12 protein-coding genes and 1 tRNA gene are annotated in these 15,739 nt (G+C 44.1%); 8 read left to right on the top strand and 5 right to left on the bottom strand.

The features are described 5' to 3' along the window. Positions 1–58 precede the first annotated feature (58 nt). Both CW735_RS06285 and CW735_RS06280 read left to right on the top strand, forming a co-directional pair. Positions 59–1,132: an efflux RND transporter periplasmic adaptor subunit gene (locus tag CW735_RS06285; protein ID WP_232368377.1), complete on the top strand. Its 1,074-nt coding sequence runs from the start codon at positions 59–61 to the stop codon at positions 1,130–1,132. 3 nt (positions 1,133–1,135) lie between these two features. Beyond that, positions 1,136–4,177, top strand: coding sequence for an efflux RND transporter permease subunit (locus tag CW735_RS06280; RefSeq protein WP_100971315.1), 3,042 nt, complete (start codon positions 1,136–1,138; stop codon positions 4,175–4,177). 70 nt (positions 4,178–4,247) lie between these two features. Here CW735_RS06280 and CW735_RS06275 read toward each other — a convergent pair whose 3' ends face one another. Further along, positions 4,248–4,667 (bottom strand): CBS domain-containing protein, encoded by a 420-nt coding sequence (locus tag CW735_RS06275; RefSeq protein ID WP_100971313.1) that lies wholly within the window; start codon positions 4,665–4,667, stop codon positions 4,248–4,250. Between the two features lie 298 nt (positions 4,668–4,965). Between CW735_RS06275 and asd the strand changes: the two genes are divergently transcribed. The 3 genes from asd (at position 4,966) to CW735_RS06265 (ending at position 8,874) form a co-directional block, all read left to right on the top strand. Next, a complete protein-coding gene (gene asd, locus CW735_RS06270) occupies positions 4,966–6,114 on the top strand; it encodes an aspartate-semialdehyde dehydrogenase (RefSeq protein WP_100971311.1) in 1,149 nt (382 codons plus the stop codon). A gap of 154 nt (positions 6,115–6,268) precedes the next feature. Further along, positions 6,269–7,261, top strand: a complete 993-nt coding sequence (locus tag CW735_RS19850; protein ID WP_232368376.1) for a tetratricopeptide repeat protein — start codon at positions 6,269–6,271, stop codon at positions 7,259–7,261. A 14-nt stretch (positions 7,262–7,275) separates the two neighbouring features. Then, positions 7,276–8,874: a response regulator gene (locus tag CW735_RS06265; RefSeq protein WP_232368375.1), complete on the top strand. Its 1,599-nt coding sequence runs from the start codon at positions 7,276–7,278 to the stop codon at positions 8,872–8,874. A 33-nt stretch (positions 8,875–8,907) separates the two neighbouring features. On the opposite strand, the gene CW735_RS06260 is transcribed toward CW735_RS06265, so the two are convergent. Then, positions 8,908–9,921 carry a 2-dehydropantoate 2-reductase gene (locus CW735_RS06260; protein ID WP_100971309.1) on the bottom strand — a complete coding sequence of 338 codons (1,014 nt, stop codon included), beginning with the start codon at positions 9,919–9,921 and terminating at the stop codon, positions 8,908–8,910. Between the two features lie 338 nt (positions 9,922–10,259). Between CW735_RS06260 and CW735_RS06255 the strand changes: the two genes are divergently transcribed. Both CW735_RS06255 and CW735_RS06250 read left to right on the top strand, forming a co-directional pair. Then, positions 10,260–11,981 carry a protein adenylyltransferase SelO gene (locus tag CW735_RS06255; RefSeq protein ID WP_100973189.1) on the top strand — a complete coding sequence of 574 codons (1,722 nt, stop codon included), beginning with the start codon at positions 10,260–10,262 and terminating at the stop codon, positions 11,979–11,981. Between the two features lie 237 nt (positions 11,982–12,218). Further along, entirely contained in the window at positions 12,219–13,160 is a 942-nt protein-coding gene (locus tag CW735_RS06250) for a GGDEF domain-containing protein (RefSeq protein ID WP_232368418.1), read from the top strand. 139 nt (positions 13,161–13,299) lie between these two features. Here CW735_RS06250 and CW735_RS06245 read toward each other — a convergent pair whose 3' ends face one another. Then, a complete protein-coding gene (locus CW735_RS06245; RefSeq protein WP_071979460.1) occupies positions 13,300–13,680 on the bottom strand; it encodes a glutathione S-transferase N-terminal domain-containing protein in 381 nt (126 codons plus the stop codon). A 157-nt stretch (positions 13,681–13,837) separates the two neighbouring features. Here CW735_RS06245 and CW735_RS06240 point away from each other — a divergent pair, with 157 nt between their 5' ends. Beyond that, entirely contained in the window at positions 13,838–14,368 is a 531-nt protein-coding gene (locus CW735_RS06240) for a DUF1499 domain-containing protein (RefSeq protein WP_100971305.1), read from the top strand. A gap of 72 nt (positions 14,369–14,440) precedes the next feature. Here CW735_RS06240 and nei read toward each other — a convergent pair whose 3' ends face one another. Both nei and CW735_RS06230 read right to left on the bottom strand, forming a co-directional pair. Next, positions 14,441–15,265 carry an endonuclease VIII gene (nei, locus tag CW735_RS06235; protein WP_100971303.1) on the bottom strand — a complete coding sequence of 275 codons (825 nt, stop codon included), beginning with the start codon at positions 15,263–15,265 and terminating at the stop codon, positions 14,441–14,443. Positions 15,266–15,587: 322 nt separating this feature from the next. Next, a tRNA-Ser gene (locus tag CW735_RS06230) sits at positions 15,588–15,677 on the bottom strand. Positions 15,678–15,739: the final 62 nt, after the last annotated feature.

Below are 15,739 nucleotides of genomic sequence, written 5' to 3'. Positions count from 1 at the left end.
GCTAATTCCGTTTCTTCTATTCTCTTTTTATTTACTTTGATATGGATTACAAAACATTATGTCCATGATGCGAATCTCTCGTACTTTTATCGTTACTGCGATCACCTTTTTAACCGTTGCTGCATGCACATCGGAAAAGACTGAGTCGTCAGAACCCGCCACCCCGCGCTATGTAAAGCTGGCAACGATTAGCAATATACCAAATTTTGATGAATTTACCTTTCCTGCGGTAGTATCAGCGGTTAAAACGGTAGATCTAAGCTTTGAAGTGTCTGGTCGCCTGATTCAAACCGACCTTGTAACGGGAAGTGATATTGAGAAGGGCAAACTCTTAGCCACTATCGATAGAGAGCCTTTTGAGCGCCGCGTAGAGCAGTCGAGAACACGGCTAGAACAGTCTAAGCGTGAACTTAGCCGCATCGAGAAAATGTTCACACAAAATCTTGTTGCTCAAAGCTCCCTTGATTCGGCAAAAACGTCATACGAACTTGCTGTGCTTGATTTAAAAAATGCGGAACAAGATTTGAGCTACACCCAGCTTTATGCCCCTTTTGATGCCAAACTATCTCAACGACTCGTTGAAAATAATAGTTTTGTTGCTGCGGGTACGCCCATTGCTCGACTTCAGGATATGTCAAAAATCTATTTTAATATCAATGTACCTGAACGGCTGCTCACCGCTAATTTAGGCCGTGGTATAAAGCAGGCAAGTGCTACCCTTGCCACCAATAGAAGCCAGTGGTATCCAGTAACTTACGTCGAACATTCAACCCAGCCCGATCCGGTATCGCAAACTTACGAAGTCGTGTTTGCCATGGAGCCCCGTGAAGAGTTACCCCTTACCCCTGGCGCTCGCGCTATTGTAAAAGTAAGCCTACAAGGCTCTATGTACCCTGAAGGACTTGTCGTGCCGGTGAAATCGTTAGTGGGAGATAAGGATAATGGGTTTGCTATATGGATCTTTGACGAGAACAACAGCCGCGTTAACAAACAGTCAATCAGCGTTAAACACATCGAAAATGAACTTGCTATTGTTGAAGGCGATATTCGTCTTGGGCAGCGCGTAGTATCGGCGGGAGCCACAAAAATGACGCCCGACATGAAAGTCCTCCCATATAAAGGAGAAAAGTAATTCATGGATATAGCGCGCTTCTCAATAGATAAGCCGGTTAATGTATGGCTTATGGTAGTAATACTGCTGTTAGGCGGTATTCTGGCGATGTCGAAAATAGGACGTTTAGAAGACCCTGCTTTCACCATTAAACAAGTAAAGGTATATACCGCTTACCCTGGCGCGGGTGCAGAAAAAGTAGAGCGCGAAGTTACCGAGCGACTTGAAATTGCTATTCAACAAATGCCTCAACTTAAAAAGGTAAGCTCGGTATCATCTCCCGGCTTGTCAGAAGTCACGGTTGAAGTAAAAAGTACTTACGATAGTAAAGTACTTCCTCAAATTTGGGACGAGCTGAGAAAACGTATTCGCGACACCGCAAGTTCGCTTCCTACCGGTACGCAAGACCCTATTGTTTACGACGATTTTGGTGATGTATATGGTCTTTACTACGCCTTAAGTGCACCCGATTTTGACACTCGTGAGTTACGTGAGTTTGCTCGTATTATACGTCGCGACTTGCTGACTACCGAAGGGGTAGCAAAAGTGGATGTAACCGGTGTACAAAAAGAGCAAATAGTGGCTTACATCGACCCCTATCAACTGGCCGGTTTGGGCATATCATTCCCCGATTTAGCCTCTTTATTTCAAGACAATCTTCGCCCATTTAATGGTGGTCGCGTAAAAGTAGACGAAAAGAATGTCAGAATTATTGTTGAGCGCGCTCCCGATAAACTAGAAGATATTTCTAATTTATCAGTGGTTATTCCTGGTACCAATCGCTCTTTACGGGTAGCGGACATTGCAACGCTAAAACTTGAGCCAGCAGACATTCAGTCTGTGTTAGTGCGCTATAACGGAGAAGAAGCATTAACGCTCAGCGTATCAGCTCTTGAAGATGTCAATATTGTGGATGTAGGTGCGAAAGTAAACGCCAAAGTAGACGAATTGCTGAAACAATTGCCTGTGGGTATTACACTGACACCGATTTACGATCAAGCCTCGGTTGTTGATGAGTCGGTAGATGGGTTTATTAACAACTTAGTGATGTCAGTAGCTGTGGTGACCCTCACTTTGTGCCTATTTATGGGCTGGCGCTCTGGTGTCGTTGTGGGCACTGTTTTGCTTGTGACCGTACTAGGTACCATTTTGATAATGTGGTTAATGGGTATTCAGCTTCAGCGTATATCCCTAGGAGCCATGGTTATTGCTATGGGCATGTTGGTAGATAATGCCATTGTGGTTGCAGAAGGTATGATGCTGCGAATGGCCACGGGTACAACTGCAAAAAGCGCAGCAAGCTTCATTGTTAAGCGCACACAATGGCCGTTGCTGGGAGCCACCATTATTGGTATTGCAGCGTTTTCAGGTATTGGGTTATCTAACGACGCCACAGGCGAATTTTTATATTCACTATTTGCTGTTGTGCTTGTGTCACTGCTTATAAGCTGGGTATTAGCGGTAACCCTTGTGCCTGTATTGGGAGCCTACTTTTATAGAAAAGGTATGTCGTCAGGTGGTGATGAAAAACCCTCAACCATGCTCACCTATTTTAAAGGTGCACTCGTAAAAGCACTCAAATTTCGTTGGGTTACCATTGCCGCCTTAGTAGTTATTACCGTTGTGGCATATGGCAGTTTTGGTATGGTGAAACAAGGATTCTTTCCTCCTTCCAATGCTCCACTCTTCTTTGTTCACTATTGGGGCCCGCAAGACCGTGACATTCGAGCCACCGAAGTCATCGCCAAACAAGCCGAGAAACGCATTCTTGAAATGGAAAATGTAACGGCTGTTACCACCTTTGTTGGTCAGGGTGCTGACAGGTTTACTCTTACCTACGCCCCGAAAAGTGCAAACGAAAATTATGCCTTCTTTATGGTTAGGGCAAAAACATTGGATAGTATTCCTTCTATTCAAAAAGCGCTATCAGATAAGCTAACCGACTTAGACTTCGATGCCAGCTTTTACATGGAGCGCATGCAGTTTGGCCCGGGGTCTGGCGCCAAACTTGAAGCGAGATTTTCTGGCCCTGATACTGAGGTTCTTCGAGAAATAGCTGAGCAGGCTAAGCGCCTATTTGCAGAAGATGAGCAAATTATCGATGTGCGTCATAACTGGCGCGAGAAAGGGTTTGCCATTAATACTCAGTATGACAATTATAATGCAGGCATTGCTGGTGTATCCCACTCTGACTTTAGCCAAACTGTGCAATATGCCAGCAGTGGCGTGCAGTTAGGTACGGTCCAAGACGGCGACTATGCGTATAGCATTATGGCTAAAATGGGCAAAGCCGAAGACACCGAACTACAGTCTATTCGAGAATCACAGGTTTGGTCTTCACAGCAGCGCCAGTATGTTCCCTTCACGCAGGTGTCTAAAGGGCTGGAGCTTGTTACCGAAGAAATGCGAATTCATAGAAGGAACCGCTTGCGCACCATTACGGTAGAGGGTGAACCTGGTCCTAACGAGACTGCTGCAAAGGCGTTCGAGAGAATACGACCGGTTGTCGAGTCTATCGAGTTACCGCCGGGCTATCACCTTGAATGGGGCGGAGAATTTGAAAGCTCTCGAGATGCCCAAAAAGCGCTGGGAGCAGGGTTACCAGCAGGCTTTTTAGTGATGTTTATCATATCAGTGTTGCTATTTGGCCGCGCCAGACAACCTCTGATCATTTGGCTTGTGGTTCCTATGGCAGTAGTGGGTGTGGTATCCGGTCTACTTGCCACCGGCATGCCATTTGGTTTTATGTCTTTACTAGGATTCCTTAGTTTGTTCGGCATGTTAATAAAGAATGCTATTGTATTAATTGAGGAAATTGATCTTCAAATTGAGGAAGGGCTGGCGATTAGAAAAGCGATTGTAGAAGCCACGCTAAGTCGTGTTCGACCTGTTGCGCTTGCGGCAGTGACTACCATACTGGGTATGGCGCCTCTGCTTTTCGACCCCTTCTTTGCAGATATGGCAGTGACGATTATGGGCGGTCTTTCCTTCGCCACTGTTTTAACCCTGATTGCCGTGCCTGTTCTATACAGCTTGCTATTTAAAGTTAGCTACCGCAAACAGTAGCGGCTGCTAGCCGATAGAGAAAGTTAGCACCACTGTGCTAACTTTTTTTTGCAGCAATAACCTACACTCCCTAGCGCTTCGACTCAACTCGTTGTTGCATGAAGCGCATTACATCTCGCCAAGACACCATGCCCACCGGGTGCGACTTGTCATCGACAATGGGAATGCATGATATTTTGTTGTTATTGAATAGCTCAATGGCAGTAAAAATAGAGTCGTAGGGACTCATGGTTATAACATCACGAGTCATGATTTGATGGGCACGTTTATCTAGCGTTGCCCTGTCTAGCATACGCTCGCTGATGGTATCTACAAAGGGACTCACCGCTTTTAACAAGTCTCTGTCAGATATAATGCCCTGCAGCTTGTGCTCATGAACCACAACTAAGTGGTGAAACCCCGTGGCAGTAAATAGTTCTCGCAACGACTGTAGACTGTCGTCCATGTAAACGCTCACCACGCGTTTAGACATAATATTAGCAACACTCATTGGGTAGATTCTCGCTGTATTCTTTTTTTATAAGGAATCAAAATTCATTTTGAGCATAAAAAGTGTTCCTGACAAAAGCAAGTTTAACTGCCACTTAGCAATCGATTTCTCAAGCCCTGCTGCAATCTATAAAAACCTGCTAGCAAGATGGGAAAATAACCCTTAGACTGCGGGCATAAAAATAAAAACGACAGGTATACGTGGTTTAGGTTATCTAATCACCTCACAGGCTTTATAGCGGCACGAAGCCGGTGTAAGCCAGTACTTATCAATTTTAGAAACAAGGGTTCTCGATTCAATGGCACAACAAAAAGTAGGTTTAGTGGGCTGGCGCGGTATGGTTGGCTCAGTACTAATGCAGCGCATGCAAGAAGAAGACGATTTTGCGCATATTGAGCCCACATTTTTTACCACTTCTCAAAAAGGTAGCGCCGCACCGAACTTTGCCAATAAAACCGACAATGGCGACACCGGTGTTTTAGAAGACGCATACGATATAGACGCACTATCGCAGCAAGATATTATCATTACCTGTCAAGGCGGTGATTACACCAAAGCAGTTTATGAAGACTTGCGAGCCACTGGATGGAACGGCTATTGGATAGATGCTGCGTCAACACTTCGAATGAACGATGACGCCATTATTGTGCTAGATCCTGTTAACAACAGCGAAATATCTACTGGCATCGAGAAAGGAGTGCGTACGTTTGTGGGCGGTAACTGCACCGTATCACTTATGCTGCTAGCTTTAGGCGGACTGTTTGAAAAAGACTTGGTTGAATGGGCCTCTCCCATGACCTATCAAGCGGCGTCTGGTTCTGGAGCTAAACACATGCGAGAGCTTATCTCGCAAATGGGCGCCATATTCGACAACGTAAAAACCAGCGTTGAAGACCCAGCAAAAGCTATCCTCGATATCGACCATCAGGTGGCTGAGTTTATTCGTAGTGAAGACTACCCAAGTGAACAATTTGGCGTCCCTCTTGCCGGCAGCCTTATTCCGTATATAGATTCTCAGCTACCTTCGGGTCAAAGCCGCGAAGAATGGAAGGCACAGGCTGAAGCAAACAAAATATTAGGCGTTAGTTCTGCACAGAAAAAGGAAATTCCAATTGACGGAATATGTGTTCGTGTAGGCGCGATGCGCAGTCACAGTCAAGCTATTACAATTAAGCTTAAAAAGGATTTGCCTGTAGAGGAAATAGAAGCCATTCTCGCCGCACATAATGAATGGGTGAAAGTTATCCCTAACGATAGGGATATCACCATGCAAGAACTTACTCCGGCTAAAGTCACCGGCACTCTGACCATTCCTGTGGGCCGAATTCGTAAGCTAAACATGGGGCCAGAATATATTTCTGCGTTTACAGTTGGCGATCAGCTGCTGTGGGGCGCTGCCGAGCCTCTTCGCAGAATGTTGCGCATTTTATTATCAAAGAGTGAGTAAGCGATACGCTAGCTGCTGATAACATTGTTAAAGCTCCTCTTTAGGAGCTTTATTTTTAAGGGCCACAAATTTACGGGTTTAGAGTTACAACCATATTCTTCTGTTTTCTGGCGCATATATCTCATTTTATTTGAGAAACAAGGGTTAGACTTACATGCGAATTACGGTACGATACAAATTCGTAACCGGCATTTCCGCATTACAAAAATCATTGTTAAATATGGGCTTCAAGAAGTTGACGAGAATAACCACATTTTGTTTTCTAGTGCTTATTTGCGCGCTGTCTTTTCATAGGCACGCTCAGGCTTTCGAAGTTTCTCAGTTAAACGAATTGGTAAATCGCGTAGATAATGAGCTTCCCATGCCCATTGGCGAGGCCATTGAATCAATGGAGGATTGGCTAAGCGAGAAAAGCATAGATACCGATACGAAACGCTTAATTGCTAGTTATTACGTTCAATATCTACTCAAATTACACCAATCTCCTAACGACAGTATTTTTGCTATTCTGCAAACTCTTGAAAATGACAGCCAACAAGGCTTAACCGTGTCCACCGGCATTGCGCGTATATATGGATTGAATGCAGATTACCAACAAAGCTATAGCTACTTTGACAAGGTCATATCACACCCCGCCGCATCAGCTAACGTCAAAGCTTATGCCATTGCTTATCTTATTCTCACTTATAGTGAAGGTCAGGTTTTTGCTCCAAATGCAAAGCTTATCAGCGAGCTCAACCTCCTGCTTACAGAAAACGACCTGCAACAGCTTCGGCCGTTATACGACACCATAGTCGCCGACTACTATCAGTCTATCAGCGCATTTGATATTGCACTTGATTACTATCAAAAGTCGCTCAATGGCGCAGAAAAGTCGCAGCAGTGGGTACTTATGAGCGACAGCCTTTATGCTATTGGTATTTTGTATAGAAATATTGGCCAATATGAGAAAGCGCTTGAGTATTTCAATTATGCGATTACCCATGATGTAAAAATAGACATTCAGTATTCTGAATATCTTGCTACATATGGTATGGCAACTACCTACTTTAGAGCTCAACGACTTGATGAAGCCTCACGCTTTCTGAGGAAATTCTTGCCCACCCGCTTACATCATCGTTTTACGACAGTGAAATATACAGGCTAAAAGCAGAAGCACATTTGTCGCGAGGTGATCTGGAAAAAGCTGAAACCGCGCTGAACATGGCTCGTGATTTGTACGACAACAGTCGGCCGGGAGAGAGCACGACGTGGCGAGCACAATTAGAACAAACGGCCTCACAAATAACCGCTGCAAGAGGCGACTATCAACTTGCTTTTTCCCAGTATGAGAAGTTTCACCAGGAATATATAAAAGCGAAAAAATATGAAGATTTAGAGCTGATAGAAAGTGCAAACTTAGTGCAGCAAATAGAACAAGAAAAGCAGAAAGCACTGCAGTTGGAAAAAGAAAACGAGGCGTTCAACGAACTGTTTAAAGCCCAAAATGCTGCTCAAGAGAGTCAGAGCCTTTACTCTAAACTTCTGGTACTGCTGGTTCTGCTCACTCTTTCCACCATCGTGATTATTTTACTGCTGCTGCGCAAGTCTCATAAAACCAATAAACTTTATTTAGACGCCAAAGAAAAGGCTGAATTACACAGCCGTCTCAAAACAGAGTTTATCTCAAACATTAGTCACGAAATTCGTACACCGCTAAACGCAATTATCGGCTTCGGTCAGGTGCTTATTGATAAAATGCAAGATAGAGAGAATAAAAAGCTCACTCGTCGCATTGTCAGCTCTTCACAAATGTTATTGCAGCTTATTAATGACCTACTCGATTTTGCAAAAATAGAAGCCGGAAAATTTGAGCTTGAGTTAGAAAGCCATAACCTCAAAAAAAGCGTTAGCAATCTCGCTGATATTTTTTATGAGCAAGCATCGCTAAAAGGTTTATCACTGCGCTTTAATATCGACAAGACCTTGCCCAAATACCTTGTTTTTGACGAATTACGGCTAAAGCAGGTTTTGGCAAACTTAATAAGCAACGCCATTAAGTTTTCTGATGCGGGCAACATCGAAATTGGAATAGGTGTTGAACATATTGAAGGAAATATATGCACGTTAAAAGTTTGGGTGAAAGATGAGGGAATTGGTCTTTCTCAATCTCAGCAAGACCACTTGTTCTCGCCTTTCACTCAGGCAGAGAGTTCAACCGCAAGAAAATATGGTGGCACGGGACTTGGCCTCAATATTAGCAATAACTTACTGGCGTTAATGAACTCATCGCTTAACGTTGAGAGTGAAAAAGGCAGCGGAGCAACATTTTCTTTCACACTAAGGTTAGCGGTAGGCGATGAGAAAGAAGAAAAGCGATCACCGTCATCTGCTTCAGCGCCTGCGCATATCCAGTTTAAAAAGTGTCGAATTTTGCTCGCCGAGGATAACGATATTAATGTAGAAGTTATCAGGTCGTTACTCAGTAATACCAATGCCGTGATAGAACGAGTCGAGAACGGAATACAGGCGCTTGAAGCCCTATCTGATGCGTCCTACGATCTTATTTTGATGGATATTCAAATGCCGCAAATGGATGGATATGAGGCTTCACGAATCATTCGCAGAGAGCGTAATATAAAAACGCCAATTATTGCGTTAACCGCTAACGCAATGCAACACGATATAGAAGAAAGCAAGAAAGCGGGTATGAATGCACATATCAGTAAACCCATTGAAAGAGTAAAGCTTATCGAAGTGCTAAGCTCGTACTTGGGCTAAGCTTTGGTTTTGGCTTCGGCTTTAACTGTGCAGTTAGGGCATCATCTGCGAAGCAGATAAATGAGGTGAGCCTTTCGCATTCTGCTCTGCACGTTTCATCAATTTCACAATATGGCTGTTTACCGGGGTCGCTATTCCGTGCTTCTCGCCCTTTTGCGCGATTTCACCGTTGAGAAAGTCGATTTCTGTCGGTCTGTTTAACTCGAGATCTTCATACATAGAGGAGCGAGCTTGTGGGTCTATTTTTAATGTAGAGGCGGCAACCAGCTTAAACAGACTATCTGGAAGCGATAAAATATAAGGCATAAGAGAGGGTATTACCTTGCCGGTGCGCGCAGGTGTTACTCCTTCTGCCTTAAGAACCGCAAGCGCTTCTTTTTGCACTTCAGCGACTACTTTCCTGTAATCTCTATTGGCCAACTGTTGTTTTAACGGAATGCCCGATAATGCATTGACCGCATTATTTAAGTTGAGTATGAGCTTACCGTACTGAACGCTTTTCAAATCGTCGTGTACGGTGACAGGAAGCCCTGCTTTGCTGAACAGAGTTAACAATGGCTGGCATATGCCGTGTTTATCCTCCATGGCTAAATGGCCTTCAGTACCGCAATGAAAGTGCCCCTTCCCTCTATAAAAAATATTAAAGGGAACCATTCCGCGCATTACGCTGTGAGGTAAAAGTGATTGCAGTACATCGCCGTTAGTCACGCCATTTTGAAAGCTCACAATGATAGAATGTGACGCAGCGTACTGATTTATGACGTTTGCTGCGGCTTTTGTGTCTAAACTTTTCACACAAAGCAGAATAAAGTCTGCTTCAGTCAGTGCATTGTTATCTGTTGTGAAATGAATATCGCTGCTACTTACATTACTGTCTCGCTCTTCCCAATCGGTTATATGAAGGCCATATTGCGCTATATCCTGCTGTAAACGGGGCCTACCTATAAAACTCACGTTTGCGCCGGCGGCTAGCAAACATCCACCGATATAACATCCTACGCTGCCAGCGCCGAGTATGACTATTTTTGTAGTTTTGTTCTGTGTCATTGCTTTTTTTTCAATCCCAGCTTTTTAAATTCCAGCCTTTTAGCGCGCAACGAATTATTGATTACTTGCGAATGGCATCGATCACGGTTGGTGATTTAGCAATAAGAAGCGCGCAACGCTTAACGCTAGATTGCTCTTTATCCGCATTAAAGTAAACATTGTCTTGAACTTGTGGTTGAATCAGTGACTATTGAATTGGCTATGTTTGAATTAGCTATACTTTCTGCGAGCGAGCGCAACAGATAACCCCAAAAAAGCACAGGTGTTATTTTTAGGTGAGAGACCATACAATGTAAGCATAATTCAGTGTTTTTAATGAGGCGCCAATGTCAGAGCAAATGTTAAAACAGCAAGACAACACAGCAAAACAGCGAGTACAAACCATAGGCGACCTTTCAGAACACCTTGATTACTCCTTTATGAACGCCTTAGTTGCCGATCCGCAAGCGGATAAGAACGGCGACGAACACACCCCAAGACAAGTATTCTCAGGGCATTATGTTCCAGTAACCCCTACCCCTATTAAAGATCCAAAATACATTGCCCACAGCCCTGCTTTTTTTGACGAACTTGGATTTGATGAGCAACTCGCTTACACAGATGAATTTAAACAGCTATTTTCCGGCGACATGGCAGCCCTACCTTCAGCGATAAAACCCCATGGCTGGTCTACAGGCTATGCTCTGTCTATTTACGGAACCGAATACACTCAGCAATGCCCGTTTCAGACCGGCAACGGCTATGGCGATGGACGGGCTATTTCAGTGATTGAAGCTGTTTTAAATGGAAAGCGCTGGGAAATGCAGCTAAAAGGTGCCGGACGTACTCCTTACTGCCGGGGGGCAGATGGCAGAGCCGTTCTGCGCTCAAGTGTGCGAGAGTTCCTAGTTCAAGAACATATGCATGCACTTGGCATACCGACGTCTAGGTCGCTTAGTCTATTTATGTCTCAGTCGGAAACCGTAGATCGCCCTTGGTATTTAGAGGGCTCACACTCTCAAGATCCAGAGGTCATGGTTCAAAATTTTGTTGCTATATCTACGCGAGTAGCGCCTTCGTTTATTCGCGTGGGGCAACTTGAGCTATTTGGTAGGCGTGCTAGACGCAACGAGTATCCTTCTGCGCTAGAGGAGCTTCAAAAGCTTGTTATGCACTTGATAGAAAGAGAATATCCAAACGAAGTAGACAGCTCGCAACCATTTGAAAGCCAGCTCATCGCACTTGCCAAGGCTTTTCGCGAACGATTGACATCACTTATCGCCAACTGGATACGAGTGGGATACTGCCAAGGAAACTTCAACAGTGATAACTGCGCTGCGGGCGGATACACTCTCGACTATGGTCCTTTCGGATTCTGTGAGCTGTTTGACCCTGCTTATCAGCCGTGGACAGGAGGGGGACGCCACTTTTCTTTTCTTAACCAACCCGTAGCCGCCGAAAAGAATTTTGATATGTTTTGCCGTGCAATTGAGCCTCTGCTCACAAATGCACCTTCAGCGCTTGAGGCATTGCGGGAAGTAAATAGCGCGTTTTCTGCTGTAATGCAGGAAAAAATGGACACTATGTGGGCCGCTAAACTCGGGCTTAACACGTTTAATAATGAGTTGCTTCTGCAGTTGTTGCATTTAATGATGCGTGCCGGTGTCGACTATAATCTCTTTTTTCGAGAGCTTTCAAAGCTTCCAAAAGAAGTGAGTGGCTTAACGAAGAGCTTTTACGTTCCTCTAAAAGAAGGTATGACTGAACAATGGAATGAGTGGCTTGATACGTGGCATGCGCTCATAAAACACCAGGGAGATGGCAAGCAACAAGGAAATAGCGAGCTTGCCGCGCAAAAAATGATGCGTAGCAACCCAAAATATACCTGGCGAGAATGGCTGGTAGTGCCTGCTTATAAAGAAGCTGAGCAAGGAACATTTGAGCGTATACACGCATTACAACACATACTTTCAAAGCCCTATGATGAACAGTCGGCGCAGACAGAAGCAGAACACTACCGCTTGCGGCCTCGCGAATATTTTGGTGCGGGCGGTGTCTCTCATTACAGCTGTTCTTCATAATTGCCACTTGCATAGAAAGTCACACCTCATGTTGCCTCAGAATAGCTAAATAACTTTACGAAACTGAGGTTTAGACTACGCTAAACTAAGGAACATAAATATTTACCTATCAATTTGCGCTGAAAAACAGCTCTTTTCGAACTGCTAGCACTATACTTTCTAATGAAAGCTGGCGTTTTCAGGCGAGGCGGCAGGTAAGTATCTGCATCAGCAAGAGGAGAATAGGACGTGCTAGAAATGGTCTTCAACGGCAGCTTTATGCCACACGGACACTGCTTGCTATGGCGTTGGGACTTATTATTCTTACACGTAGGTGGAGATGCACTCACCGGCCTCGCCTATGCAATGATACCCATCGCTCTCATCCATATTGTTCTAAAGCGAAATGACCTAAAATTCGACAGACTCTTCTTACTTTTTGCAGGGTTTATTAGTTTCTGTGGTATTACTCACTTACTTGGACTTTTTAATATTTGGCATGGGTATTACTTTATAGAGGGCGTGGCGAAGCTGATCACTGGCCTTATCTCTATCGTAACTGCTGTAGTGTTATGGAAGTTAACGCCCCGAATTGTTGCCCTACCGAGTGCTGCCCTTCTAGCTCAACGAAACCAAGAGCTGTTAAACGCTCAGCAAGAACTCAAAGACATTAATATGACGCTTGAGGCGAAAATAGCAGAGCGAACCCGTGAGCTGAATATTCAGGCCAGCACCGATGAGCTGACATCTATACTTAATCGCCGCGCCATTCTAAAGGATTTAGACAACGAGATTAATCGTTGCCAGAGGCATCATCAAGTATGCTCCGTACTCATGCTTGATGTGGACTATTTTAAACACGTTAATGATACCTATGGACACCAAGTTGGCGACGAGGTGTTAATAATGATTGCTGATGCGATTACCCAAACATGCAGGCAAACCGACTCTGTCGGGCGTTACGGTGGCGAGGAGTTTCTCATTGTATTGCCGCAAACCGATAATCAACAGGCCTATGAGCTTGCTGAGAGAATACGCAAAAGTGTAGCGTCAATCTCCACACAACATCCGTTCTCCGTGAGCTGTAGCATAGGCGTTGCTACATTTGATGAAACCCTAGATATGCATACCTTGATAAAACGCGCTGATGAAGCCGTTTATAATGCGAAAGAAAAGGGCAGAAATTGCGTATCACATTGATGTAAGAAGGCTTTATTGCCCTCTACCATCTATATACTCTCTCTTCTGCATTATTACGCAGCAGTTTTCAAAGAGGACGTTTTATTTCTGAAAGTGCGCCACCATTTAAGAGCCACCAGTGGCGCATATGCTAATTGTATTACTTTGCCGCTACAAAACGCTTTTCAATATACCCAATAATGGCTTTCGAATCATAAAGCCATTCAACGCCATCGTTGTTTTCAATGCGAAGACATGGGGTTTGCACTTTCCCGCCTCCTTGTAAAAGCTCTTCGCGATATGGAGAGCCTTCTGATACGCTTCGCTTTTTAACGGGTACGTTATACTTGTACATTGCCCTGCGCGTTTTGATGCAGAAGGGGCAGCCAAAAAATTGATATAAAGTTAGGTTTTCACTTTCAGCAACAACCTGAGACTGCTCTTCTGGCGAACGCTTTAGTTTAGAGCCTCGAGTAATTACATCGAAAAAGGCAATAATACTACCGAGTAAGTTACGAATAAGATTTACAAATAATTTCATTTTACGACTCAATATACGAAAAAAGTTACAGTGAAACACATGCGCCGCATTCTACTACTTTGTATGTAGATAGTGTAATTAAGATAAGACCATTTACGCTATGCTAGAAATAAATAGGAACAAAAATAAAATACGAAATCTTTATAGAGGGAAAGTTATGAAACAGCGATCCAGGTTATTTTTTTCTCGCGGGCCCAATTGGACAAATTGGATAAAAAGCGAGTCAAAATTTAAGAAAATACCCGCAGCATTAGCATTAACATTCGCAGCGTCTCTTCTAACAGGCTGTTTTACAACGCCACCAGAATTAGGTGTTCAAAACGGCACACTCAAACCTTGTCCAAGCACGCCTAATTGCGTGACCAGTATGGGTACCGACAGTGAATCTATGCCAGCCTTAACGTTTAACGGCTCAATAGTGGCTGCAAGAGTTAAATTAATTGATATTATCAGCGACATGCCTCGCACATCGATAATTGAGCAAAACCATAACTATGTACACGCGGCGTTCTCATCAAAACTTTTTGGCTTTGTGGATGATGTTGAGTTTTTGTTGTCTTCAACACCTGATAATAAAACAATCATTGATTTTAGGTCGGCGTCTCGTTTGGGCTACTCAGACCTAGGCGTAAATAAAGAGCGCATGAACGCCATTACTGCGCAGTTTGAGAACGCAAAACCCGAATAAGTAGAATCAGGCTAAGTAAATGGTGATTGATACTGGTTTTACTCAACCTGTATCGTTCACTCTGAATCCGCTCTATACCAGCGGCTGACAGATTTCACACCAATAAATTCTACGCCCGTTGCGCTGCGCCTTTACTATTGGTGAAACACATTGTCGGCAGGGTTGCTCCTCACGGTTGAATGCCATAAACCGAACGCTCTCATAGCTGCCCTTGGTCTTAGCCAGTTTTTTCGCTAACGCATTGGGTACCGTGTGCCCCTTTGTTTCGTATGCCCGCTTACTTATAAATAACGTTTGCTTAGCAAGCTCTGCCACCTGCTTTTCACTGAGTTGCTTTGGCTTATAATCTGGGTGTATGCCTGCGGCAAACAAAATTTCGCTGCGAAGATAGTTTCCGATACCGGCAATATAATGCTGATCTAAGTAAAGTGCACTGACGCTTCGATTGCAGAATCGCTTTGAAAGTAGCCTATCTCTGATGGTTTGCCAGGTTAAGTTAGGCTGTAGAATGTCAGGGCCTATCTTTCTCAAAAATGGATGTTCATCGAGCTCTTTTAACTGATAAATGCCAATATCTGAAGCACTGTATAACAGTGCACTCTGTTCAGCGGTATGCAACGCCAGTCTTAGCGAGCGTTTAGTGTTGGGCATTTCACCCCGCTTAGCAGTCATCCAAACGCCGTAAAGCTGGTTGTGAGAGTAGATAGAAAGCTGATTATTAAAGTGAATCAGCATTGCCTTCCCCCTCGTTTCTACATGGCTTACGGTATGTCCTTTAAGTCTTTCTGCTCCTTGATGTAAATGTGGTAACCCCACTTCAATATCGTCTATTTGTTTGCCTTCAATTACCTTGGCAATCTTATCTGCGGCAAGACGGATCTCTGGGCCCTCTGGCATGTCAATGACCTTTTTAAATGTGATAAATGCTTATAGCTACCGGACTACTAATTTCAAAAAATTCAGCCCATAGCGCCACAAGCGGGAAGAAAGGCTAAGCTATTTAAAGTCTCGGCTTATTTAAGAAAGTATACGTTGCAAACGAAGGAAGAGTTTTTCAATAAAAATTGAGGTGCGTGACGCAGTCTCACTTTTTATTGATATAAGATGCTTGGCTCTTTACTTGCGGGTTTAGATAAGAGGTTTTTTGATGTTTATTTGGAAATTAATGTGCACTTTAAAAACAACAAGGCCCTGCGTCATGCAAGGCCTCGATGCTATTTGGCGGAGAGAGAGGGATTCGAACCCTCGTTAGGTTTAACCCTAAACACACTTTCCAGGCGTGCGCCTTCAGCCACTCAGCCACCTCTCCAAATTTTTTATCAAGAACGTTTCTGCTTCGAAATTCCTTGAGCGCGCGTATAGTAGGTAAAC

The sequence above is a fragment of the Alteromonas sp. MB-3u-76 genome (assembly GCF_002831605.1).
GTDB lineage: Bacteria > Pseudomonadota > Gammaproteobacteria > Enterobacterales > Alteromonadaceae > Alteromonas > Alteromonas hispanica.
Note: the sequence above shows the minus strand (reverse complement) of the source record. Positions and strands in the feature narration are given on the sequence as shown.